Source organism: Massilia sp. DJPM01 (assembly GCF_030348125.1).
GTDB lineage: Bacteria > Pseudomonadota > Gammaproteobacteria > Burkholderiales > Burkholderiaceae_D > Telluria_A > Telluria_A frigida.
This window is the reverse complement of sequence record NZ_JAQOZV010000059.1, coordinates 24,960-47,854: the sequence shown is the minus strand read 5'-3', so window position 1 is coordinate 47,854 and position 22,895 is coordinate 24,960. Positions and strand designations below refer to the sequence as shown.

Sequence of the window (22,895 nt, the reverse complement as noted above, 5' to 3'; positions counted from 1 at the left end):
GCGACGCGCGCCAGCCTGGTCTTAGCGGGCGCTGACCGGGCGCCCGCCGACGGCATCGGTCAGCGCCTGTTGCAGCGCGGACACTTCGTCCTGGGCGAAAGCGAGCAGCGCATCCTTGTCGTTGTTGCGCTGATAGACCTGCTTGATCAGGGCCACCCCGCGCAGGCGCAGCAGCGGCGGCACATGGCGCCGCAGCACGCTTTTGCGCAGGCTGTCGGCCAGCACGCGCGCCTCGCGCTCGCTGCGCTGGTCGATCAATTCCTGCAGCTGGGCCAGCTTGTGCGCGAGGCCGTCGCTGCCGTCGGCGGCGTCGAGGATGCCGCTGCGCCGCGCGCCGCCCGGCTGCCCGCTATCGGGCAGCTTGCGCGCCTCGCCGCCATAGCCGTGGCGCGCCGGGGCCGGGTCGCTCTCGCGGGCGGGCGCCTCGCCCGTGCCGCGCGCCGGCTCGCGCATCTCGACCAGTTTCTGGCGCAGGCGCCGCGCCGCGTCCAGGTCGCCCTGCTCGCTCAGGGTCGAGGCCAGCCGGGTCTGGCTGGTGATGGTGTCGGGATGGTCGGCCCCGAGGCAGCGCTCGCGGCTTTTGGCCAACAGTTCGAGCATCCCGCGCACCCCGCCCAGGTCGCTCTGGGCCGCCATGATCTCGGCCAGCAGTTCGCGCGCCTGCATCGTGGCCGGATGGTCGGGCCCGGCGTGGCGTTCGCGCGCGCCGGCCACCCCTTCCTGCAGCTTGCGCGCATTGCCCAGGTCGCCCAATTCCAGCAGCAGGGCCGCCAGTTGCTGGGCGCAGCGCAAGCTGTCCTCGTGCTCGCCGCCGAGCAGGCGCTCGCGTCCTTCCAGCACCCGTTCGAAGACCATGCGCGCGCGGCTGAACTCGCCGTGGCGGGCCAGGGTCTGGGCCTGCCCCGCCAGACGCTCGAGGGTGAGCATGTGGCCGCAGCCGAGCACGCGCTCGCTGGCCTCGATCAGCTGTTCGTGCAGGGCCAGCGCACGCGCGAAGTCGCCGCCCTCGGCCAGGGTGGCGGCCAGCGCGGCGCGCGCGGCCAGGGTGTCGGGATGGTCGCTCCCGAGCAGGCGCACGCAATCGTCGGCCAGCAACTCTTGCAGCAGGCGCGCCTCGGCCAGGCGGCCCTGCTGGCGCAGCAGCGCCGCCAGCAGGGCCCGGCTGGCGCGGGTGTCGGCATGCTCGTCGCCGAGCAGGCGCTGGCGCAGGCTGGTGCTTTCTTCGAAGCAGGCGATGGCTTCCTCGACCCGCCCCGTGCCCTGGTACAGCACGCCGAGCTGGTGCAGGTCGAGCGCCAGCGGCAGCGACAGCGCAGTGGCGCTGCCGCGCCCGAGGCGCTCGCGCGCCGCGCCGATGGCGGCGCACAGGCAAACCTCGGCGTGCGATTGCCAGGGAAAATAATTGCCGCTCATCCAGTCGAGCAAGGTGGAAAAGGTGCGCGCCAGCGAAAAGCGGTCGCCATCGCGGGCGGCGCCGGGCGCGAACGCATCACCGGCGGCCACGGTATGGATCTGCTGCAACTGGATTTCATCGAAATAGCTGTCGAGCGACACCCGGGCCACGCCGTACCACTGGCGCAGCAATTGCTCGATCACGCTCTGGTAGCCGGACAGCGCGCGCTGCGGATCGCCGCGGCGCCACTGCTGGCGGCGCTGCAGGTCGGCGCTGTCGACCGCCGCTGGCAGCGGGTAGACCAGCAGCGGGCGCTGTTCGTCCTCGTGGCAACAGCGGTAATCGATGGCGCGCGTGACCGCCCCGGCCAGCCCGTCCAGGCTGCGCTGGCTGGGCGTGAACACGGCCACCAGCCGGCGCGGCAGCAGGGTGGTGCAGATGCTGACGGCGGCCGAGCGCCCGCTGGGAGCATCGACCAGCACGTGCGCGAAACGCTGCGCCAGATAGTCGCCGAAACAGCGGAACAGGGCCGGACAGGCATCGAACAAGCCATCCCAGTCGAACTGGTCGGCGCGTTCGCCGTAACTGTCGTCGAAGCGGCCGGCGCGCATCAGGTACAGCGGGCGGCTCTGGTCGACCCGCTCGACGAAGGGTTCCCAGTCGACCGCGTCGAGCACCTGGCGCGCCAGCGCCGCATCGTCGCGCGTCGCCGGGCCGCGCCCGAGCAGGCGCAAGTGATCGCGGCAAGCCTGGAAGTATTCCAGCAGGCCCGGCCGTTCAGCGGGGCGCCCGGCGTCCTGGTGCAGGCCGGGCGCGGCGGTATCGAAGTCGATCATCAGCACCGGCACGGTTGCGTTGTGCCGCCCGGCCAGCAGCAGCGCCATGCTCGACAGGGCCATGCTGCGCGCCGGGCCGCTCTCGAACGAGTAGAAGGTGGTCACCTCGCCCGGGCTGGCCAGGGGCGGTAGAGTAATGCGTTTGATTTCCATGTTGCTCCTCTTATTTTTTCGGAAAAGTCAGATCCGGCAGATCGCGCCACACGGGTGGGACATCGGGAAGCACGAATTGGTTGCAATCATGGCCGACGGGGATGTACTTTTTTAGGCATTCATATTGGATGACAATCCTGTTCACGATTTTCTTGATATCGGGCAGGAACTCCGGATGCGATTTCAAGTCGCCCGTCGCCATCGTGAAATGCGAAAAATCCACGTAAAAGCTGGATGCGGCGATCTGGGGCGGCAAGCGGGCCGGATGCATGGTCATGATCACCGGAATGATCAGGTGGCTGGGCATGGTGTACCAGCGACTTCGTTCGGCCTCGATGGCCTGCATGGCGGCGAACTCGCGCCGCGTGTAGCCGTGCGCCTCGTACTTGGGCGTGTAGATCAGGATCATGGTCACGCTCTCGCACAGCGCGCGCGCGATGCGGCGGTCGATATCGTCGCCGCCGCCGAGCTGTTCCGTATCAATGAACAGCTCGTCTTCATTGTCAAAATACGGTTCCAGATAGCAGCGGATGGCATCCGACAGGGCAATCTTGAACGCGTTCATCAGTCCATCGCGGCGGCCGTGGGCGTAACTAAAGAAACAGCCATAACGGATTGCCATGTCAGCCTCCCTTCTCCGGTGGTCCCACTCATGCGCTCGCCCTGTCGACTTTAACAAGCGCGACAGAGGTGGCCTTGCGCGCACGCAAACGGCTTGGCGGCCCGCCAGCGCGGAATTCAGGCATAATCAAAAAACCAAACGGTCGTACTATTTTTTAACAATACTCATCGGAGACACCAATGAAAGCCGTGGTTTGCAAAGCGTGGGGGCTGCCCGACAGCCTGGTAGTGGAACAAGTGGCGGCCCCGGTGGCGGGACCGGGCCAGGTGCTGCTGGACGTCAAGGCGGCCGGGGTCAACTTCCCGGACGTGCTGATCATCCAGGGCAAGTACCAGTTCAAGCCCGAGCTGCCATTTACCCCGGGAAGCGAACTGTCGGGCGTGGTCAGCGCGCTGGGCGCGGGTGTCACCAACGTCAAGCCGGGCGACCGGGTGATCGCGTTTACCGCCCAGGGCGCGTTCGCGCAGCAAATCGTGGTGCCGGCCCAGGCTGTCATGCCGATGCCGCCCGGAATGGATTTCGACACCGCCGCCGCCATCACCCTCACCTACGGCACCTCGCACCACGCGGTGGTCGACCGCGCCGCGCTCAAGGCTGGCGAAACCATGCTGGTGCTGGGCGCGGCCGGCGGCGTGGGCCTGGCGGCCATTGAAATCGGCAAGGCGCTGGGCGCGCGCGTGATCGCGGCGGCGTCGAGCGATGAAAAACTGGCGGTGTGCCGCGAGCATGGCGCCGACGCCACCATCAATTACAGTACCGAAGATTTGCGCGAAGCGATCAAGGCCGCCACCGACGGCAAGGGGCCGGACGTGATTTACGATCCGGTCGGCGGCATCTATGCCGAACCGGCCTTCCGCTCGATCGGCTGGCGCGGGCGCTACCTGGTGGTCGGCTTTGCCAACGGCGAGATTCCCAAGCTGCCGCTCAACCTGACCCTGCTCAAGGGCGCGTCGCTGATGGGCGTGTTCTGGGGCGAGTTCGCCAAGCGCGAACCGAAGGCCAACCTGGCGGCCATGCGCGAACTGATGGGATGGCTGGCCAAAGGCAAGATCCGGCCGCGCATTTCAGGCCGCTACACGCTGGAACAGACGGCGCAAGCCCTGAACGACATGGCCGCGCGCAAGGTCACCGGCAAGGTGGTGATCGTACCGGACGCGTAAGCGGCCGGGCAACGCGGAGGCCGGGCAACGCGGAGGCCGGACGCCTACTTGGCTTGCTGGGCGATCCAGGCGTTGATCCTGGTCTCCAGCAGCGCCAGCGGCAAGGTGCCGTCGGCCAGCACCGCATCGTGGAACTTGGCCAGGCTGAACTTGTCGCCCAGCGCCGACTGCGCGCGCTGGCGCAGTTCCAGGATTTTCAGCGCCCCCACCTTGTAGCCGAGCGCCTGGGCCGGCCACGCCATGTAGCGTTCGGTCGCGTTGCGCGCATCTTCCTCGGTGCTGCCGGCCTCGTCGACCAGAAAGCGGATGGTTTGTTCGCGCGTCCAGCCTTTGGCGTGCAAGCCGGTGTCGACCACCAGCCGGGCCGCGCGCATCATGTCGAGCATCAGGTGGCCGGCGTAGGCGTTCGGGTCTTCATACAAGCCCATTTCCTTGCCCAGCGATTCGGCGTACAGGGCCCAGCCTTCGATATACGCATTGTTGCCGCCGAACTTGCGGAACTTTGGAATCGGCAGCTCCTGCTGCTTGGACAGCTGGAAATGGTGGCCCGGATGGCCTTCGTGCAGGAACAGGGAGGTCATGCGCGTGCTGGCGTATTTGGCCGGGTCGGGAATCACGGCCCAGAACATGCCCGGGCGCGAGCCATCCGCCGCCGCGCCTGTGTAATGGTCGGACGCGGTATCGCGCGACAGGGCCGGCTCGGCGCGGATTTCCAGCTGCGCCTTGGGCAGGGTCGCAAACAGGCGCGGCAGCATCGGCAAGATGCGCGCATTGAGCGCCCGGTACGCCTGCAGCACGTCTTCCTCGGTCTTGAACGGCCGGTACTTGGGCTGCTGCGCCAGCCAGCGCGGCAAGCCGGCCGGCGTGCCTGTGTAGCCCAGCTTGGGCGCCAGCCTGGTGAATTCGGCATTGATGCGGGTCATCTCGGCCAGCCCGATGCGGTGGATTTCTTCGGGCGAGAGCGCGCTCGTGGTTTGCGCCGCCACCCAGGCGCGGTACCAGTTGCCGCCGTCCGGCAGGCTGCCCCAGCCGGCGGTCTCGCGCGCGGCCGGCAGGTACTCGGTCTCCAGGAAGGCGGCCAGCTTGCGCAGCGATGGCAGCACCTGCACCCGCACCGCTTCGCGGTAGGCACCCGTCATGCGTGCTTTTTCGCCCTTGCTGAACGATGCCGGCAGTGAGCGCGCGGGCGCCGAGAAAGCACTGGTATCGACCGTGGCGGCGGCCAGCGCCTTGATCTGCGGCAGCAGCCCCTGCACCAGTGCCTTGGGTTGCACGATGCCCTGCTTGATGCCGGCGCGCATGTTGGTAATCGCCGCGTCGGTCCACTGCGGCAGCGCCGTGATGCGCTTGAGGTAAGCCTGGTAATGCGCCACGGTGGCCAGCGGCTGCGAACCGTCGCCGGCGCCGAAATTGGCCAGCAGCACCGGCAAGCTGTCCATCTGGTTCATCGGCAGCAGATAATCCTTGAACGACTCGAAGCGCAGCAGGTTGCTGACTTCGAAAGCGAGGACGTCGTAGGTGGTCAGGTCAAGCGGCGTGAGTTTGCTGCGGTCGATCCGGGCCAGCTCGTCGCGCACTTCGTGCAGCATGGCGAACTGGCGCGCGCGCACGGACGGCACGATGGTCATCGACAGCAAATCGTCGAAACGGTTGTCGCCCGAGAACGTGGCGTTGATCGGCTCGAAGCGCGCCTGCTCTTCATAATAGCGTTCGGCCAGCTGGGCCAGCTGCGCGGCCGGCGCCCCAGCCGGCGTCTTGACCGGATCGGCGGCGCCTGGCGCCAGCGGCTCGGCGGCATGCAGCGGCAGCGCCGCCGCCACGGAGGCGCCCAGCAAGGCGGAAAGTAGTAGCGAGCGCAGCACGGTCATGGCTTAGTCCTGGGGTTCTTGAGGCGGTTTAAAAAAGGCGATCACGTCTTCCTGCAAACGGGTACGCTTGAATGACGGCAGGCTCTGCCACACACGCTTGCCGTACGACTTGGAAATCAGGCGCGGGTCGCAGATCATCAGCACCCCGCGGTCGGTCTCGTCGCGGATCAGGCGCCCTGCCCCCTGCTTGAGGTTGATGATCGCCTCGGGCAGGGTGTGGTGCATGAAGCCGTTCAAGCCCTGCTTTTCCATCACATCGATGCGGGCGGCCAGCACCGGGTCGTCGGGCGGCGCGAACGGCAGCTTGTCGATGATCACCAGCGAGAGCGCATCGCCGCGCACATCCACGCCTTCCCAGAAACTTTGCGAGCCGACCAGCACGCCGTTGCCGGCATTGCGGAAGGAATCGAGCAATTCCGTGCGGCCGCGCTCGCCCTGGACGAAGAGCGGAAAATCGAGTCCGCGCTTGGCGAACTCGTCGCGCAGGCGCTCGGACACGTGCTTGACGGCGCGGATCGTGGTGCACAGGAAAAAGGTGCGCCCGCCGGCCGCCTCGATCACCGGCAGAGCGCAATCGATGACGGCGTCGGTGTAGCCGAAGGAATTCGGTTCCGGCAAGCCATTCGGCACGTACAGCAAGCCCTGCTGCTCGTAGTTGAACGGGCTCGGCCAGGTCTTGGCCGGTTCGCCCGTGAGACCCATCTGGTTCGAGAAATGCTTGAAGTCGTTCTTGACCGCCAGCGTGGCCGAGGTAAAGATCCAGCTGCGCGGCGTGCCTTCGCGCTGGTTATTGAAAATCGGCGCGATCGACAGCGGCGTCTTGTGCAGTTGCAGGGAGGACGAAAAGGCCTCGACCCACAGCACCGCCTGGTCGCCTTCGACCACCTTACCCTTGCCATCCTGCTTCCAGGCGTCCAGCGCGGCGGCCAATTCGACCGCGCGCACGCGCACCTGCTCGATGGTTTCGGCGCGCGCGGCCTGGTCTTCCAGCACGTCGATCATCTCGGCCAGCTTTTCCTTGAGCGTGTTCAGGGCCGGGAAAAAGTCGGAGGACGGCATGATCTGCGCCAGCGACAGGCGCATGATGTCTTGCGGGAAGGTCAGGCGCAGGTCGCGCGCGGCCTTTTCGACCACGGTCACCACCTTGGCCCAGTCGGGGCCGCCGCGCGCGTGCGCCAGGCCCTCGGCCAGCACGTCGCGGCACAGCTCCAGGATGTGCGAGGTCGACACGGTCTGGCCAAAGAACAAGGTGGCCGTGTCGGGCAACTGGTGCGCTTCATCGAAGATGATGGTGTTGGCCGACGGCAGCAGCTCGGCCACGCCGGTATCTTTCAGCGCCACGTCGGCGAAGAACAGGTGGTGGTTGACCACCACCACATCGGCCTGCTGGGCTTCGCGGCGCGCCTTCATCACGAAGCAATCCTGATAATACTGGCACTCGGCGCCCATGCAGGTGTCGCGCGTGGAGGTGACCAGGTTCCAGATCAGGGCGTTTTCGGGCACCTTGGCCAGTTCGGCCTTGTCACCGGAGGTGGTCATCTTGATGAAGCGCGAGATTTCGCGCAGGTTGCCGACATCCTCGCGCGAGGTCATGCGCCCGTTCTGCAAGGTGCGTTCGAGGTGGTAGTGGCAGACGTAGTTCGAGCGGCCCTTGAGCAGCGCCACCGAAACCGGCGCCTTGAGCGCGGCGCGCACGGTCGGTATGTCGCGCAGGAACAACTGATCCTGCAAGTTTTTGGTGCCGGTCGAGATGATGGTCTTGCCGCCCCACAGCAGCGCCGGGACCAGGTAGGCGAAGGTTTTACCGGTGCCGGTGCCGGCCTCGGCGATCAGGGTGCTCTGGTCGGCGATGGCCTGGGCGATCGACTTGGCCATCTCGGTTTGCGAGCGGCGCGGGCTGAAACTGCCGACCGAGGGCGCGAGCGGGCCGCCCGCGCTGAACAGGCGGTCGACTTCGGCATCGTGTTTGCCGGCCGGCAGGGTGTCGGCGCCGTCATCGGCGTCGTGCAGCGCCCCGGGCGCGAGGAGAGGGTCGGTCAAAGTGGCATTTCAGTGAAGCGAAGACGGATCAGGCCGGGACATCAGGCACTAATTGCATTTTCAGCAGGGTAATGTGGTCTTTCAATTGCAATTTACGCTTTTTGAGCCGGCGCAGCTGCAACTGGTCGTGGTGCCCGTCCAGGGTCAACATATCTATGACCGCATCCAGGTCGCGATGTTCCACATCGAGTTCGATCAGGCGGCGCTGGATGGTTTGGACATCGTTCATGTGTGGCATTCCAGACAAGTTCATTTCAAAAATTTCATCAACTGCTGCCCAAAAACGCATACAATCGGAAACAATTTTTGTCGCACAGAAAATCGTCTCCGCTTGCAACAAGGAGGCAACTCAGTGCATAGTTTAATCTACGGCGCCGTTGCAGCCAACAATATCGCATACGACAGCCAAGACAGGCGTATGGTAACGCAGCCAGGACTTTACCCCAAGCTTATGAATGTATACAAGATCGAGGCCGGAACCGCGCAGCACATCGGTAATCGGCCGGAACAAACCAACCGGACCGCCTTGTTCACCGGCGCGCGCGCGCCCGGCTACATGATGGCGGTGCTGGCCGACGGCGTGTCCGGCGGCGCCATCGCATCCGACCAGGTGCTGCTGACGGCCAAGCAGCAGTTCGACAATTTCAAGCCGGGCGACGATCCCAGCATCGAGCGCTTGCAGGGATTGCTGCGCGACATCGTGCTCGAAACCCACACGGTTCTCAAGCTCAACGCGCTGACCAGCAAGACCGAGCCGCATACCACCTTCGTCGGGCTGGTGATCACGCCCAAGGGCACGGCGGTGTGGGCGCACGTGGGCGACTCGCGCCTGTACCGTTTCACCCGGGCCGAGTGCGCGGTGCGCACCAGCGACCTGCCCTACATCGAGCATCTGGTCGGCACCGACAAGCTGCCGCTGGAAGCGGCCAAGAATCACCGCCATTCCAAGCTGCTGGTCAATGTGCTGGGCAACGGCCGCAAGGAGCCGTTCGTGGCGGTGGGCCACCACGACAACCTGGCGGCGGGCGACACCTTTTTGCTGGCCTCGGACGGGCTGTGGCACTTCTTCACGGACAACGAACTGGGCGCCGTGACGAACAAGAACACCCCGCGCCAGGCGTCCGAACTGCTGATCAACAAGGCGGTGGAACGGGCCCACGGCAAGGGCGGCAATTGCACCATGGCGATCGTGAAACTGGTCAAGCCGCCCAAGGAAGTGCCGAACTACACGGTGGAACGGATGCGCCGGGCGGTCTGAGGCTGCTACGTCGTTCCCGCTAGCTCGTCGTTCCTGCCATTGGCAGAAACGACTTCCCGCGCAGGCGGGAACGACGTGTGGTAGTGGGTAAAACGCCGCTGAGGGCTTATTTCGAGATCTTGACTTCCTTCGGCTGCGCAGCCGCCGCGGCATCTTTCGCCGCCTTCTCCGCCTTCTTCGCGCTGGCCGCTTTCTTCTCTTCGACCTTGCGCTGGCGCTTCTCCGAATCGATGCGCTTCTGCGCGAACGCTTCGGCATTGGCCGCGCGCTCCGGCCCGGCCGCCTTCTCTTCCTGCGCAATGCGCGCCAGCTTGGCCGCCTGCGCCGCCTTGCGCGCTTCCAGCGTCGGCTTGGTCGACGGCCCCTTCACCTTGGGCGGCGCCGCCACCGCCGCCGGCGTCGGATTGGCCGCCAGGCGCGCTTCTTCCGCTTCCGCCGCGCGCACCGATTCGGCCACCGCCACGTCGCGCGCATCGGCCGAGGCCTTGCGCTGGAAATGCTTGGCCTCGTCCTCGACCGCGTTCAGGTAGGACAGCGTCACGCGCCGGTATTCGCGCGCTTCGTCCAGGCAGTCGTTGACGAAGAAACGCTCATAGCAGGTGACCTCGCTGTTGGCATAGCGCGCTTCGGCGGCGGCGCGCTGGCTGCGCACCTGCTCCAGTTTGAGTTCGGCCTGCTCCACCGACACCGTGGCCGGCACCACCGGCACCACCGAGGTCGGCAGCAAGCTGTTGGAACAGGCCCCCAGGCCGGCCGCCAGCAGCGCCAGCGCGCAAGCGCGGATCAGGGGGTGTGCGAGTTTTTTCATGGTCTTTGTCCTGTGGCTGGTCACGAGAGGGAGTCGGCGGCGCCGCGGCGCTCCGCATCCATGTATTCGCGCGACTGCATTTCAATAATACGCGAGACGGTGCGGTGAAACTCGTTCGACAGCGTCCCTTGCGTGTACAGCTCTTCCGGCGGCACGGCGGCCGACATCAGCAGTTTAACCTTGTGGTCGTAGAAGACGTCAATCAGCCACGTAAACCGGCGCGCCTCGGACGACTGCGCCGCCGACATGGCCGCAATCCCCGACAGCACCACGGTGTGGAAGCGGCTGGCGATCTCCAGGTAATCGTTCTGCGAACGCGGCCCGCCGCACAGGGTGGCGAAATCGAACCAGATGATGCCGCCCGCATGGCGCAGCGCGCGGATTTCGCGCTCCTCGATGCGGATGCGCGGGTCTTCGTCGGCCGTCTCGGCGATGCGCGCGTAAGCCGTGCGCAGCGCCTGGTCGGAGGCGGCATTGAGCGGCGTGTAATAGCTCTCGACCTGTTCCAGCGCGCGCTTGCGGTAATCGATGCCGGCGTCGACGTTGAGCACGTCGAGCTTGTCCTTGAGCAGGGCGATGGTCGGCAGCATGCGGTCGCGGTGCAGGCCGTCCGGATACAGCAGGTCGGGATCGTAGTTCGAAGTCATGATGAACGACACCCCGTTGTTGAACAGGGCGGTCAGCAAATTATACAAAATCATGGCGTCGGCGATATCCGACACGTGGAATTCATCGAAGCAGATCAGGCGGTATTTCTTGGCGATGCGGCGCGCCACGTCGTCGAGCGGATCGGCCACGCCCTTGAGCTCATCGAGCTCGCGGTGCACGCCGCGCATGAATTCATGGAAGTGCAGGCGCGTCTTGCGCACCACCGGCACCACCGAGTAAAAACTGTCCATCAAAAACGACTTGCCGCGCCCTACCCCGCCCCACAGGTAGACCCCGCGCGGCACGTCCGGGCGGTTGATCAGGCGCTTGAAGGTGGACGAGCGCTGCGCGCGAAAATCCACCCATTCTTCATAGGCGCGCTGCAGGCGGTCGACCGCGCGCTGCTGTTGCGCGTCCGAGGTAAAGCCGCGTTGGGATAAGGCGTGCTGGTAGAACTCTTGGACATTCATCAGGGGAGGCAATGCAGAAAGCCGGGCGGGCCAGAACCACTGGCACGCCCGGCGGGGTACGGATTTAGAAGTTCAGCGACCGCTTGTCGACGGCGAGCGCGGCTTCCTTGGTTGCTTCGGACAGCGATGGGTGGGCGTGGCAGATGCGTGCGATGTCTTCCGACGAGGCGCGGAATTCCATCGCGACGACCGCTTCCGAAATCAGTTCGGACGCCATCGGGCCGACGATGTGGACGCCCAGGATTTCATCGGTGGTGGCATCGGCCAGGAACTTGACCATGCCGGACGTGTCGCCCAGCGCGCGCGCACGGCCATTGGCCATGAACGGGAAGGTGCCCGCCTTGTAGGCCACGCCGGCCGCTTTGAGCTGCTGCTCGTTCTGGCCGACCCACGCGATTTCCGGCGAGGTGTAGATCACCCACGGAATCGTGTTGAAGTTGGTGTGACCATGCTGGCCGGCGATACGCTCGGCAACCGCCACGCCTTCTTCCTCGGCCTTGTGCGCCAGCATCGGGCCGCGCACCACGTCACCGACCGCCCACACGTTCGGCAGGTTGGTCTTGCAGTCGTCGTCGACGGCGATGAAGCCGCGTTCGTCGAGCTTCAGGCCAACCGCTTCGGCACCCAGGCCGATGGTGTTCGGCACGCGCCCGATCGAGATGATCAGCTTGTCGAACACGGCGCTCTGCGCTTCGCCGGCGGCGTTGGCGTAGTCGACCGTGACGCTGTTCTCGCCCGCCGTCACTTTGCTGATCTTCACGCCCAGGTTGATTTCCAGGCCCTGCTTGGCAAACAGCTTGTGCGCTTCCTTGGCGATCTGCTCGTCGACCGCGCCCAGGAACGTCGGCAAGCCTTCCAGCACCGTGACCTTGGCACCGAGGCGGCGCCAGACGCTGCCCATTTCCAGGCCGATCACGCCGGCGCCGATCACGCCCAGGGTGGCCGGCACGGAGCCGATCGCCAGGGCGCCGGTGTTCGACAGGATCAGTTTTTCGTCGAACGGTGCGCCCGGCAGTTCACGCGCGTTGGAACCGGTCGCGATGATGACGTGCTTGGCGGCGAGCGTCTCGGCATTGGCGCCGGTGACGCTGACCTGGTAAGCGCCTCCGGCGGCGCCGGAAAACGCACCGCGCCCGTGGAAGAAGGCGATCTTGTTTTTCTTGAGCAGGAACAGGATGCCGTCATTGTTTTGCTTGACGACGGTTTCCTTGCGCTTCAACATCTGCGGCAGGTTCAGCGACAGGCCGGCGAAATCGATGCCGTGCTCGGCGAACGCATGGCCGGCGTGCTCGTAGTGTTCGGACGACTGCAGCAGCGCTTTCGATGGAATGCAGCCGACGTTGGTGCAGGTGCCGCCGGGAGCGGGACCGCCCTTGGCGTTGGCCCATTCATCGATACAGGCAACCTTGAAACCGAGTTGCGCCGCGCGGATGGCGGCGATGTAGCCGCCAGGGCCAGCGCCGATGACGACCACGTCGAATTGTTTTGCATCACTCATTATTGATTCCCTTGTCTTATTCTACTGCTACGAATATCCACACCGGCCGCCGCTCGCTGGGGAGCGTGCGGCGGCCAGGCGCGCTGCGTGCTTACAGGTCCAGCAGCAGGCGCGCAGGATCTTCCAGCGTTTCCTTCATCGTGACCAGGCCCAGGACGGCTTCGCGGCCATCGATGATGCGGTGATCGTACGACATCGCCAGGTAGTTCATCGGACGCACCACAACCAGCCCGTTTTCGACGACAGCGCGGTCCTTGGTCGCGTGCACGCCCAGGATGGCCGACTGCGGCGGGTTGATGATCGGGGTCGACAGCATCGAGCCGAAGGTGCCGCCGTTCGAGATCGAGAAGGTACCGCCGGTCAGGTCTTCCAGGGTCAGCTTGCCTTCCTTGGCTTTCTGGCCGAATTCACCGATCTTCTTCTCGATTTCGGCGATCGTCATCTGGTCGGCGTTGCGCAGGATAGGCACCACCAGGCCGCGCGGCGAACCGACCGCGATGCCGATGTCGAAGTAGCCGTGGTAGACGATATCGTTAGCGTCGACCGAGGCGTTGATGATCGGGTACTTTTTCAGCGCGGCGACAGCAGCCTTGACGAAGAAGGACATGAAGCCCAGCTTGACGCCGTGCTCTTTCTCGAACTTGTCCTTGTACTTGTTGCGCAGGTCGATCACCGGCTGCATGTTCACTTCATTGAACGTGGTCAGGATGGCGTTGGTCGATTGCGACTGCACCAGGCGCTCGGCGATACGGGCGCGCAGGCGGCTCATCGGCACGCGCTCTTCCGGACGTGCGCCCAGGTTGGCGACGGCAGGTGCTGCCACTTGCTGCAGCGGTGCTTTCGCTGGCGCGGCAGGTGCGGCCAATGGGGCTGGTGCCGCTGGCTTGACGCCGCCGGCAACCGCGCCAAGGACGTCGCCCTTGGTGACGCGGCCATCGCGGCCGCTGCCGGCCACGTCGGAGGTGGTCAGGTTGTTATCGGCCAGCAGCTTGGCGGCGGCAGGCATGGCCACATTGGCCTTCGAGGCGATCGCGCTGATGGCGGCGGCAACCGGATCGGCGGCCGCTGGCGCGGTCTGCACCGGCGCCGACGACACTTGCAGCGGGCTCACTTGGGCCGACGCTTCGGTATCGATGATGGCGATGACTTCGCCGGCGACGACGGTGGCGCCGTCCGCCTTGAGTATCTGGGTGATGATGCCGGCGTTCGGCGCTGGCAGTTCGAGCACGACCTTGTCGGTTTCGATATCGATCATGTTTTCGTCGCGCGCGACTGGCTCGCCGACTTTCTTGTGCCACGACAGCAGGGTCGCTTCCGCTACCGATTCCGACAGAACTGGGACTTTGACTTCGATTTGTGCCATGTAAAACTCCGTGTATTGTTTGTTGCGGCGCCCCGCGCAGCAAGCCGGGGCGCACCGTCATTATTTGGTCAGGATGAAACCCTTGAGCTTGGCGAACGCCGTTTCCAGCAATTCCTTCTGCTGCGCGTTGTGCTTGTCGGCGTAACCGACCGCAGGCGAGGCCGAAGCCGGACGGCCCGCATACGCCAGGCGCTGGCCCGATTCGAGGCTTTCAAAGATGTTGTGCTGGATCTGGAACCATGGTCCCTGATTCTGCGGCTCATCCTGGGTCCACACCACTTCGGTCGCGTTCGGGAACTTTTTCAGTTCGGCCGCGAACGACTTGTGCGGGAACGGATACAGCTGTTCGACGCGGATGATGGCGGTGTCGCTCTGGCCGCGTGTTTTGCGGGCGTTCACCAGGTCGTAGTAAACCTTGCCCGAGCAGGCGATCACGCGCTTGACCTTCTTGGCATCGATTTTCTCGTCGACTTCACCGATGACGGTGTGGAAGGCGCCCTTGGCCAAATCGGTCAGCGGCGAGCTGGCATCCTTGTTACGCAGCAACGACTTCGGCGTCAGGATCACCAGCGGCTTGCGGAACTGGCGCACCATCTGGCGGCGCAGCAGGTGGAAAATCTGGGCGCCGGTGGTTGGCTGCACCACTTGCATATTGTTGTCCGCGCACAGCTGCAGGAAGCGTTCAGGACGCGCCGACGAGTGCTCCGGACCCTGGCCTTCGTAACCGTGCGGCAGCATCATGACGAGACCCGACGCGCGGCCCCATTTGACTTCGCCGGAGGCGATAAACTGGTCGATCACGACCTGGGCGCCGTTGGCGAAGTCGCCGAACTGGGCTTCCCAGATGGTCAGGGTGTTCGGTTCGGCGGTCGAGTAACCGTATTCGAAGGCGAGTACCGCTTCTTCCGACAGCACCGAGTCGATCACGACGAACGGCGCCTGGCTTTCCGACACATTGCACAGCGGGACATAGGTGCCCGCATCCCAGCGCTCGCGGTTCTGGTCGTGCAGCACGGCGTGGCGGTGGGTGAAGGTACCGCGGCCGGCATCCTGGCCCGACAGGCGGATGGCGTAACCGGACGACACCAGCGAAGCGTAAGCAAGATGCTCGCCCATGCCCCAGTCCAGGTTCAGTTCACCGCGGCCCATGGTGGCGCGGTCGGCCAGCACTTTTTCGACCAGCGAGTGGACCTTGAAGTTTTCCGGCAAGGTGGTGATGCGGGTGGCCAGGCGTTTCAGTTCCGTCATCGGCACGGCGGTGTCGGCACTGTCGGTCCATTTGCGGTTCAGGAACGGCAGCCAGTCGACCGCGTACTTGTTCTTGAAGTTCGAGATGACCGGATCGATCGTGTGCTTGCCGGCGTCCATGGCGTCGCGGTAGGCCGAGACCATCTTGTCGCCGCCGTCGGCAGCCAGGGAACCCTGGGCGATCAGCTTGTCCGCGTACAGCTTGCGGGTGCCCGGATGCTGGCCGATTTTCTTGTACATCAGCGGCTGGGTCAGCGCCGGGGTGTCCTGCTCATTGTGGCCGAGCTTGCGGTAGCAGATGATGTCGACCACGACGTCTTTCTTGAACTGGACGCGGTAGTCGAGCGCGATTTGGGTCGCCAGCACGACCGCTTCAGGATCGTCGCCGTTCACGTGCAGCACCGGTGCTTCGATCATCTTGACGACGTCCGAGCAGTACAGGGTCGAACGCGCATCGCGCGGGTCGGACGTGGTGAAGCCGATCTGGTTGTTGATCACGATGTGCATCGTGCCGCCGGTACCGTAGCCGCGCGTTTGCGCGAGGTTCAGCGTTTCCATGACCACGCCCTGGCCGGCGAAAGCGGCATCGCCGTGCACCAGGATCGGCAGCACTTGGGCGCCATCCTTGTCGCCGCGACGCTCCATGCGCGCCTTGACCGAGCCTTCGACGACCGGATTGACGATCTCGAGGTGGGACGGGTTGAAGGCCAGCGACAGGTGCACCGGACCGCCGGCGGTCGAGATATCGCTCGAAAAGCCCTGGTGGTACTTGACGTCGCCCGATGGCAGGTCGTCGCCGTGCTTGCCTTCGAATTCTTCGAACAGTTCCTGGGGCGACTTGCCCAGGGTGTTGACCAGCACGTTCAGGCGGCCGCGGTGGGCCATGCCGATGACGATCTCCTGCACGCCATTTTCACCGGCGCGCTGGATGGTTTCGTCGATCGACGCGATGAAGGACTCGGAGCCTTCCAGCGAGAAGCGCTTGGCGCCGACGTACTTGGTGTGGAGGTAGCGCTCCAGGCCTTCGGCGGCCGTCAGGCGTTCGAGGATGTGGGCTTTTTTCTCGGCTGTGAAACTCGGGGTCGAGCGGATCGCTTCGAGCTTTTCCTGCAGCCAGCGCTTTTCCGCCGGATCGCCGATGTACATGAATTCGGCGCCGATCGAACGGCAGTAGGTATCGCGCAGGAAGTTCAGCAGGTCGCGCAGGGATGCGGTTTCAGGGCCGAAGTAGGTATTGCTGATGTTGAACACGATGTCCATGTCGGCATCGGTGAAGCCGTAGAACGCCGGATCGAGTTCCGGAATCATCGGACGTTCCTGGCGCTGCAGCGGGTCCAGGTTGGCCCACTGGGAGCCCAGATAGCGGTAAGCGGCGATCAGCTGGGTGACGGCGACGCGCTTGCGGCCCATTTCAGGATCGTGCGAGGCGGTCACGACACGGATCGGACCGGCCTTGGCGCGCTCGGCGAACGAGGCGATGACGGAAGCGTGGGCTACGTCGGGTTTGTTGGAGCCGTCGACTGCAGGGACGTTCTGCATGGAGTCGAAATAGGCACGCCAGTTGTCTGGCACCGAGCCTGGATTGTCGAGGTAGGCCTCATACAGCTCTTCAACGTACGGCGCGTTACCACCGAACAAATAGGAGTTCGCGGTTTGTTCTTGCATCATCTTGCTCACCTTTCTTCGCGCTTCGCGAGTTTGGCGGGTTAATCTAACCTTCCGCGACACGGCCTGACCGGTTAGCGGATTGCACATCAAGTTGTGGGGAAGGACTTGTAAAGCTCGCAGCATTCTAACGAGGTCGGAAGAATAGCACGCGTATTGTACGCGTAACATCCCGTCTCGTGAAAAAAGTTGCCGATCATCTTTTTCCGTTGGGCGATACCAAAACCACGCGGGATGGATAAAAAGATTGACACGGTTTCCGATTATGGCTATACATCGGCTCTTTTTCCTTCCTCGCCACCGCCATGCCCAAGCCGACCGTCGCCTCTACCCTGTTCGCCCTCTCCATATGGTGCCTGGCCGGCGCCGCGCAAGCCGGTGTGCGCGCCGACCTGGCGGGCGACTGGTGCTTTTACCAGCAGTCGAGCGGCGCCACCGTGATCCCGGAACAGGTCAATATCAGCCTGCACCCGGACGGGCGCTACGACTGGCGCGAAGGCGCCTTCCACCAGGACGGCAGCTGGTCGGCCGACGACAAGACCCTGACCATGAGCGATGTGGGCCAGCACGGGATCGTCAGCATCGCGGGCGAGGAGATGACCTTGCGCCGCTCCAGCCTGATGCACTTCAGGAAGGGCGCATGCGCGCCGGGCTTTGGCGACCAGGACCTGATCCGCTTCCAGAACGCGGCCTCCACCGGCGACATGGCGGTGCTCGCCGACTACCTGGCAAGGGGCATGGAGGTCGACATGGTCGACTTCCGCAGCGGCGACAGCGCCCTGGTCAAGGCCGCCAAGTTCTGCCAGGTGGGCGCGGCCAAGGCCCTGCTGGCCAAGGGCGCCAGCCGCACGCTCAAGGGCGACGACGACAAGACGGCGCTCGAGCATGCGCGCGCGAGCCGCTTCCACAAGGGTTGCCCGGAACTGGTCGCGCTGCTGGAGTAGGCGCCGGCGGTTGCCGCCGGTCAGGACAGCAACTCTTCGAGCCGCCTGTCGTCGGCGGCGAAGACCCCGGCTTCGGCGCTGTCCATCACAAGGGTGCGCCAGCCCATGTACACGCCGTAGGCGCGCTCCCTGCGCAAGCCTGCCTCCAGGTCGGAATAGCGGCGCGCCTCCATCATGAAATGGCTGATCAGCTCGGCGCCGCGTTCGGTAAGCGACTCGTAGGTATAGGGACCGCTCACATAATTCGGAAGCGATATGATGTTTGTACCTGGCTGGCCAGGCAAGGACGCGGACGCATCGCTGAACGTGCCGATGTCCCGCCTCGGCTTCGATTGTAACGATTAGGCGAAAGATGCCGCGCCGAATACGCGGCACCTGCCACGCGGCACGGGCAGCACCGGCGCCGCCCGCCGCCGCATTTCCGCCAACAAGCGATTGTTGCGTATTGTAAATCCAGTCCCAGTCCATTGACCGCGCAAATGATAATAGTTATCATTTGCGTTTGATTCATTCACGGAAGCACCCGATGCCCTCCCCCGCCACGCTCCCCAGCGCCAGCCGCGCCGCCTGGCTCAAGAATCTGCATCGCTGGCATTGGATCAGCTCGGCTTTGTGCCTGATGGGCATGCTTTTATTCAGCATCACCGGCATCACGCTCAACCACGCCACCCAGATCGAAGCCAAGCCGGCCGTCACCAAGCGCAAGGCCAGCTTGCCGGCGCCGCTGCGGCGCGACCTGGAGCAGTTCGCCACCAGGCATGCCGACGCGCGCGCGCCGCTGCCGCCGCGCGTGGCCAGCTGGGCCGACCGCGAGTTCGGCCTGGACGTGGGCGCCATCGATGCCGAATGGACCGAGGAAGACGCGTACGTCGCCCTGCCCCGGCCCGGCGGCGACGCCTGGCTGCGCATCGCCGTCGACGGCGGCGCCGAATTCGAGAAAACCGACCGTGGCATGGTTTCCTGGCTCAACGACCTGCACAAGGGCCGCAACGCCGGTCCCGTGTGGGGCTGGTTCATCGATATTTTCGCGCTCGCGTGCGTGGTGTTTTCGCTCACCGGTTTCCTGATCATGAAACTGCACGCGGCCAACCGCCCATCCACCTGGCCGGTGATCGGCGCCGGCATCCTGCTGCCGCTGCTGCTCGCCCTTTTGTTTACCCACTAAGTCCGCCACCTATGAAACTACAGCACACGCTTGCCCTTACCCTCCCCATGCTGAGCAGCTGGGCCGTCGGCGCCGACCTGGCCGTCAAGTTCGAGATCCCGCAACTGAACGTGGCCGAATACCACCGTCCTTACGTGGCGATGTGGCTGGAGCGCGCCGACCAGAGCGTGGCCGCCAACCTGTCGGTGCTGTACGACGTCAAGAAGAAGGACAACGCCGGCACCAAGTGGGTCAAGGACTTGCGCACCTGGTGGCGCAAGGCCGGACGCGACGTGGAACTGCCGATCGATGGCGTGAGCGGCGCGACCCGCTCGGCCGGCGAACAGACCATCAGCTTCGGCCCGGCCCGCACCGGCATCGACAAGCTCCCGGCCGGCGACTACAAGCTGGTGATCGAAGCGGCGCGTGAATCGGGCGGACGCGAACTGGTACGCGTTCCTTTCACCTTGCCGCTCAAGGGCAAGCAAACCTACAGTGCGCGCGGCAAGGAAGAACTTGGCGCGGTCTCCCTCCAGATCACCCCTTGATTGAAGCGACCATGAACAACACGACAATGAAAAAAACCCTGCTCGCGCTGGCCCTGGCCGCCGTTTCCCTGCATGCCTCGGCGCACCGTGGCTGGCTGTACCCGCAGTCGACGATGGTCGAATCGAAGGAGCCGTGGGTGACCATCGACGGCGCCATTTCGGAAGGCTTGTTCGACGTCGACCACGTCGCCCTCAAGCTCGATGGCGCCACCGTCACCGACCCGGATGGCGTTGCTACGCCTGCGCCGGCCGGCTACATGGGCAAGCAGCGCAGCACCTTCGATTTGAAGATGGCCAAGAACGGCACCTACAAGATCAGCATCGTCAGCCGCAACGTCATGGCCAGCTACAAGGACAAGGCGGGCGAAACCAAGCGTTTCCGCGGCAGCGAGGAAGCCTTTGCCAAGGAAGTACCAAGCGACGCGGCGGAACTGAAAACCACCTACGCCCACCAGCGCCTGGAAACGTTCGTGAGCGCGAACAAGACCAGCGACGGCGCCTTGAAAGCGAGCGGCGTGGGGCTGGAGATGATCCCGCTGACCAATCCGACCGACCTGCGCGCGGGCGAAACGGCCAGGTGGCGCTTCCAGCTCGATGGCAAGCCGCTGCCGAAATTCGCCTTCAGCCTGATTCCGGGCGGCGTGCGCTATCGCGGCGTGCTCGGTGAAGTGCGCCTGGAAACCGACGCAAAAGGCGAAGTGGCGGTGACCTTGCCGGCGCCCGGTATGTACTGGCTCAACGCCGGCTTCCCGCAAGCCCAGCCGAAAGGCCCGGCCCCGGCCGACGCACCGGCAGTCACGCGCCGCTACAGCTACGCCGCCACGCTCGAAGTGCTGCCAGAGTAAATATGGAGCGCCGCGTTCTCGTCCCCCTCGCGATCGCGCCGGCCTTGCCGCCGCGCGCAAGCATGCTGCACGACCTCGGTGGCAGCACCATGGGCACCAGCTGGTCGGCGCGCGTGATGGCGCCAGGCGATGCCGGACCGGCCCTGCTGGAAGGCTTGCAGCGCCAGCTCGACCTGGTGGTGGCGCAAATGAGCCACTGGGAACGCGACTCGAACCTGAGCCGCTTTAACAGTGCCCCGGCGGGCAACTGGCATCGCCTGCCGGATGAATTTTTCACGGTACTGAGCTACGCGCTGGAAGTGGCCGAGGCCAGCGGCGGCGCGTACGATCCGTGCGCCGGCGCGCTGGTCAACGCCTGGGGCTTCGGCGCGCGCCAGCGCTATAACGAAGCCAATTTTTACGCGCCCTTGCCGGGCGCCAGCGCGGCCATCGTGGCGCGCGCCGACCGCCAGCGCCTGCGCCTCGATGCGGGCAGCCGGCGCGCGCTGCAAGCAGGCGGCGTGCAGATCGACCTGTCGTCGGTAGCCAAGGGCTACGCGGTCGACCTGCTGGCGCGCTGCCTGGAAGCGCAAGGCCTGCATCACTACCTGGTTGAAATCGGCGGCGAACTGCGCGGCGCCGGCAGCAAGGCCGACGGCCAGCCGTGGTGGGTCGCGCTGGAAGGCGTGCCCGATGCCGGCGGCGGCGCGGGCCAGACCACGGTGGCGCTGCACGGGCTGGCGATTGCCACCTCGGGCGACTACCGGCGCTACTTCGAGCATGGCGGCCGGCGCGCCTCGCACACGCTCGACCCGCGCAGCGGCGCGCCGATCCGCAACGACGTGGCCTCGGTCACGGTGCTGCATGCCGAATGCATGGCGGCCGATGCGCTGTCGACCGCGCTGTCGGTGCTCGGCCCGGACGATGGCCTGGCCTTCGCCGAACGCCACCACCTGGCCGCGCGCTTCCTGCTGCGCGAGGGCGGCGGCCTGCGCGAAGTCGTCTCCAGCGCTTACCAGGAACTGCTGCAATGATGATCAGTGTCGATCCGCTGCGCTGGGGCGGCGCCGCTGCCGCCGTGGCAGCCTACGCGGGCATGTGCCTGGCGCTGCTGCGCGCGCGCCGCGGCCTGCGCAAGGACGGCGGCGCTGACAATGCCGACTGGCTGGTGGCCTACGCCAGCCAGACCGGCACCGGCGAAGCGCTGGCCGAGCACACCGTGGCGACCCTGCGCACCGGCGGCCTGTCGGCGCGCGCGGTCAGCGTCGAGCACTTGGATGACGCCACCCTGCGCGGCGCCGCGCGCATCCTGTTCATCGCCAGCACCTACGGCGAGGGCGACGCGCCCGACAGCGCGGCGCGCCTGGCGCGCCTGCTCGAGCAGCCGGATCTGGCGCTCGGCCAGCTGCATTACGCGCTGCTGGCCCTGGGCGACAGCAGCTACGCCAATTACTGCGGCTTCGGGCGCCGTCTCGATGCCGCCTTGCAGGCACGCGGGGCGCAGGCGCTGTTCGAGCGGGTCGACGTGGACCGCGGGCGCGCCGCCGCCATCGACACCTGGCAGCATCACCTGAGCCATCTGGCCGGCACCAGCGATGCGCCCGACTGGAGCGCACCAAGCTACGGCGACTGGCGCATCGGCGCGCGCCGCCTGCTCAATCCGGGCAGCGCGGGCGCGCCGGTGTACCGCATCGACCTGCTGCCGGCCACCGGGGATTTGCCCGGCTGGGAGGCGGGCGACCTGGTGCAGGTAAGCGCGCCGGGCGAGCCGGATTATCCGCGCGAGTATTCGATTGCCTCGACCATGGGCGAAGGCTGCCTGTCGCTGCTGGTGCGCTTGCACCTGCGCGACGACGGCGGCGTTGGCATGGCGTCCGGCTGGCTGTGCCGCGAGGCGCGCGAAGGCGATCCGGTGCTGCTGCGCGTGCGCCAGCACAGCCGCTTCCGGATCGGTGACAACGCCGGGCGGCCGCTGGTCTTGATCGGCAACGGTACCGGCATCGCCGGCCTGCGCGCGCACCTGAAAAGCCGCGCCGACGCCGGCGAGGCGCGCAACTGGCTGGTGTTCGGCGAGCGCAATGAAGCGCATGACCACTTCTGCGCCGCCGACATCGCGGCGTGGCGCCAGGCCGGCATGCTCGACACGCTCAGCCTGACCTTTTCGCGCGATGGCGGCAGCGTGCGCTACGTCCAGCACGCGCTCGATGCGCAGGCCGCGCAGCTGCGCGCCTGGGTCGACGCGGGCGCGGCCATCTATGTCTGCGGCAGCCTGCAAGGCATGGCCGGCGCGGTGCACGACACCCTGGCCAGGGTGCTCGGCAGCGATGCCCTGGCGCTGCTGGACGAGACTGGCCGCTACCGGCGCGACGTGTACTGATGAGGCCATTTTTCATGCCGAAAAATAT

Annotated in this window: 19 protein-coding genes; 8 read left to right on the top strand and 11 right to left on the bottom strand. The window is 65.6% G+C overall.

Annotated elements, in window-relative coordinates; genetic code table 11:
• Positions 1-21: 21 nt before the first annotated feature.
• The gene (locus PO883_RS28105) at positions 22-2,382 is read right to left on the bottom strand and encodes a tetratricopeptide repeat protein (RefSeq protein WP_289312699.1); all 2,361 of its coding nucleotides are present in this window, start codon (positions 2,380-2,382) and stop codon (positions 22-24) included.
• 10 nt (positions 2,383-2,392) lie between these two features.
• On the bottom strand, positions 2,393-3,088 hold the full coding sequence (locus tag PO883_RS28100) for a toll/interleukin-1 receptor domain-containing protein (protein WP_289312698.1): 696 nt from the start codon (positions 3,086-3,088) through the stop codon (positions 2,393-2,395).
• Positions 3,089-3,183: 95 nt separating this feature from the next.
• On the opposite strand from PO883_RS28100, the gene PO883_RS28095 reads away from it, so the two are divergent.
• Positions 3,184-4,164, top strand: coding sequence for an NADPH:quinone oxidoreductase family protein (locus PO883_RS28095; protein ID WP_289312697.1), 981 nt, complete (start codon positions 3,184-3,186; stop codon positions 4,162-4,164).
• Positions 4,165-4,208: 44 nt separating this feature from the next.
• Here the strand turns inward: PO883_RS28095 and PO883_RS28090 are convergent, their stop codons facing one another.
• From PO883_RS28090 to PO883_RS28080, 3 genes are read right to left on the bottom strand one after another with little or no spacing between them, the layout of a single operon-like run.
• Complete coding sequence (locus PO883_RS28090; protein ID WP_289312696.1) at positions 4,209-6,032, bottom strand: DUF885 family protein; 1,824 nt, start codon at positions 6,030-6,032, stop codon at positions 4,209-4,211.
• A gap of 3 nt (positions 6,033-6,035) precedes the next feature.
• Positions 6,036-8,042, bottom strand: a complete 2,007-nt coding sequence (locus PO883_RS28085; RefSeq protein WP_289312700.1) for an ATP-dependent DNA helicase — start codon at positions 8,040-8,042, stop codon at positions 6,036-6,038.
• A 58-nt stretch (positions 8,043-8,100) separates the two neighbouring features.
• The gene (locus tag PO883_RS28080) at positions 8,101-8,301 is read right to left on the bottom strand and encodes a YdcH family protein (protein ID WP_167089445.1); all 201 of its coding nucleotides are present in this window, start codon (positions 8,299-8,301) and stop codon (positions 8,101-8,103) included.
• A 222-nt stretch (positions 8,302-8,523) separates the two neighbouring features.
• On the opposite strand from PO883_RS28080, the gene PO883_RS28075 reads away from it, so the two are divergent.
• A complete protein-coding gene (locus PO883_RS28075; protein WP_167089447.1) occupies positions 8,524-9,330 on the top strand; it encodes a PP2C family serine/threonine-protein phosphatase in 807 nt (268 codons plus the stop codon).
• 106 nt (positions 9,331-9,436) lie between these two features.
• Here the strand turns inward: PO883_RS28075 and PO883_RS28070 are convergent, their stop codons facing one another.
• The 5 genes from PO883_RS28070 to PO883_RS28050 all read right to left on the bottom strand — a co-directional run bounded on the left by PO883_RS28070 (position 9,437) and on the right by PO883_RS28050 (position 17,033).
• Entirely contained in the window at positions 9,437-10,138 is a 702-nt protein-coding gene (locus PO883_RS28070) for a hypothetical protein (protein WP_289312695.1), read from the bottom strand.
• A gap of 20 nt (positions 10,139-10,158) precedes the next feature.
• Positions 10,159-11,256, bottom strand: coding sequence for a cell division protein ZapE (gene zapE / locus PO883_RS28065; RefSeq protein WP_289312694.1), 1,098 nt, complete (start codon positions 11,254-11,256; stop codon positions 10,159-10,161).
• Positions 11,257-11,320: 64 nt separating this feature from the next.
• Complete coding sequence (lpdA, locus tag PO883_RS28060; protein WP_289312693.1) at positions 11,321-12,754, bottom strand: dihydrolipoyl dehydrogenase; 1,434 nt, start codon at positions 12,752-12,754, stop codon at positions 11,321-11,323.
• Between the two features lie 91 nt (positions 12,755-12,845).
• The gene (odhB, locus tag PO883_RS28055; protein WP_289312692.1) at positions 12,846-14,117 is read right to left on the bottom strand and encodes a 2-oxoglutarate dehydrogenase complex dihydrolipoyllysine-residue succinyltransferase; all 1,272 of its coding nucleotides are present in this window, start codon (positions 14,115-14,117) and stop codon (positions 12,846-12,848) included.
• 60 nt (positions 14,118-14,177) lie between these two features.
• Positions 14,178-17,033, bottom strand: coding sequence for a 2-oxoglutarate dehydrogenase E1 component (locus PO883_RS28050; RefSeq protein WP_289312691.1), 2,856 nt, complete (start codon positions 17,031-17,033; stop codon positions 14,178-14,180).
• A 302-nt stretch (positions 17,034-17,335) separates the two neighbouring features.
• Here PO883_RS28050 and PO883_RS28045 point away from each other — a divergent pair, with 302 nt between their 5' ends.
• Complete coding sequence (locus tag PO883_RS28045; RefSeq protein WP_289312690.1) at positions 17,336-17,974, top strand: ankyrin repeat domain-containing protein; 639 nt, start codon at positions 17,336-17,338, stop codon at positions 17,972-17,974.
• A 20-nt stretch (positions 17,975-17,994) separates the two neighbouring features.
• On the opposite strand, the gene PO883_RS28040 is transcribed toward PO883_RS28045, so the two are convergent.
• Positions 17,995-18,213, bottom strand: coding sequence for a hypothetical protein (locus tag PO883_RS28040; RefSeq protein ID WP_289312689.1), 219 nt, complete (start codon positions 18,211-18,213; stop codon positions 17,995-17,997).
• A gap of 287 nt (positions 18,214-18,500) precedes the next feature.
• On the opposite strand from PO883_RS28040, the gene PO883_RS28035 reads away from it, so the two are divergent.
• From PO883_RS28035 to PO883_RS28015, 5 genes are read left to right on the top strand one after another with little or no spacing between them, the layout of a single operon-like run.
• Positions 18,501-19,139, top strand: a complete 639-nt coding sequence (locus tag PO883_RS28035; protein ID WP_289312688.1) for a PepSY-associated TM helix domain-containing protein — start codon at positions 18,501-18,503, stop codon at positions 19,137-19,139.
• A gap of 11 nt (positions 19,140-19,150) precedes the next feature.
• Positions 19,151-19,666: a DUF2271 domain-containing protein gene (locus PO883_RS28030; RefSeq protein ID WP_289312687.1), complete on the top strand. Its 516-nt coding sequence runs from the start codon at positions 19,151-19,153 to the stop codon at positions 19,664-19,666.
• 11 nt (positions 19,667-19,677) lie between these two features.
• Complete coding sequence (locus tag PO883_RS28025) at positions 19,678-20,511, top strand: DUF4198 domain-containing protein (protein ID WP_289312686.1); 834 nt, start codon at positions 19,678-19,680, stop codon at positions 20,509-20,511.
• A gap of 2 nt (positions 20,512-20,513) precedes the next feature.
• A complete protein-coding gene (locus PO883_RS28020) occupies positions 20,514-21,524 on the top strand; it encodes an FAD:protein FMN transferase (protein WP_289312685.1) in 1,011 nt (336 codons plus the stop codon).
• Positions 21,521-22,867, top strand: coding sequence for a sulfite reductase subunit alpha (locus PO883_RS28015; protein ID WP_289312684.1), 1,347 nt, complete (start codon positions 21,521-21,523; stop codon positions 22,865-22,867). Before PO883_RS28020 ends, PO883_RS28015 begins: the two co-directional genes overlap by 4 nt.
• The last annotated feature ends 28 nt before the right edge of the window (positions 22,868-22,895 follow it).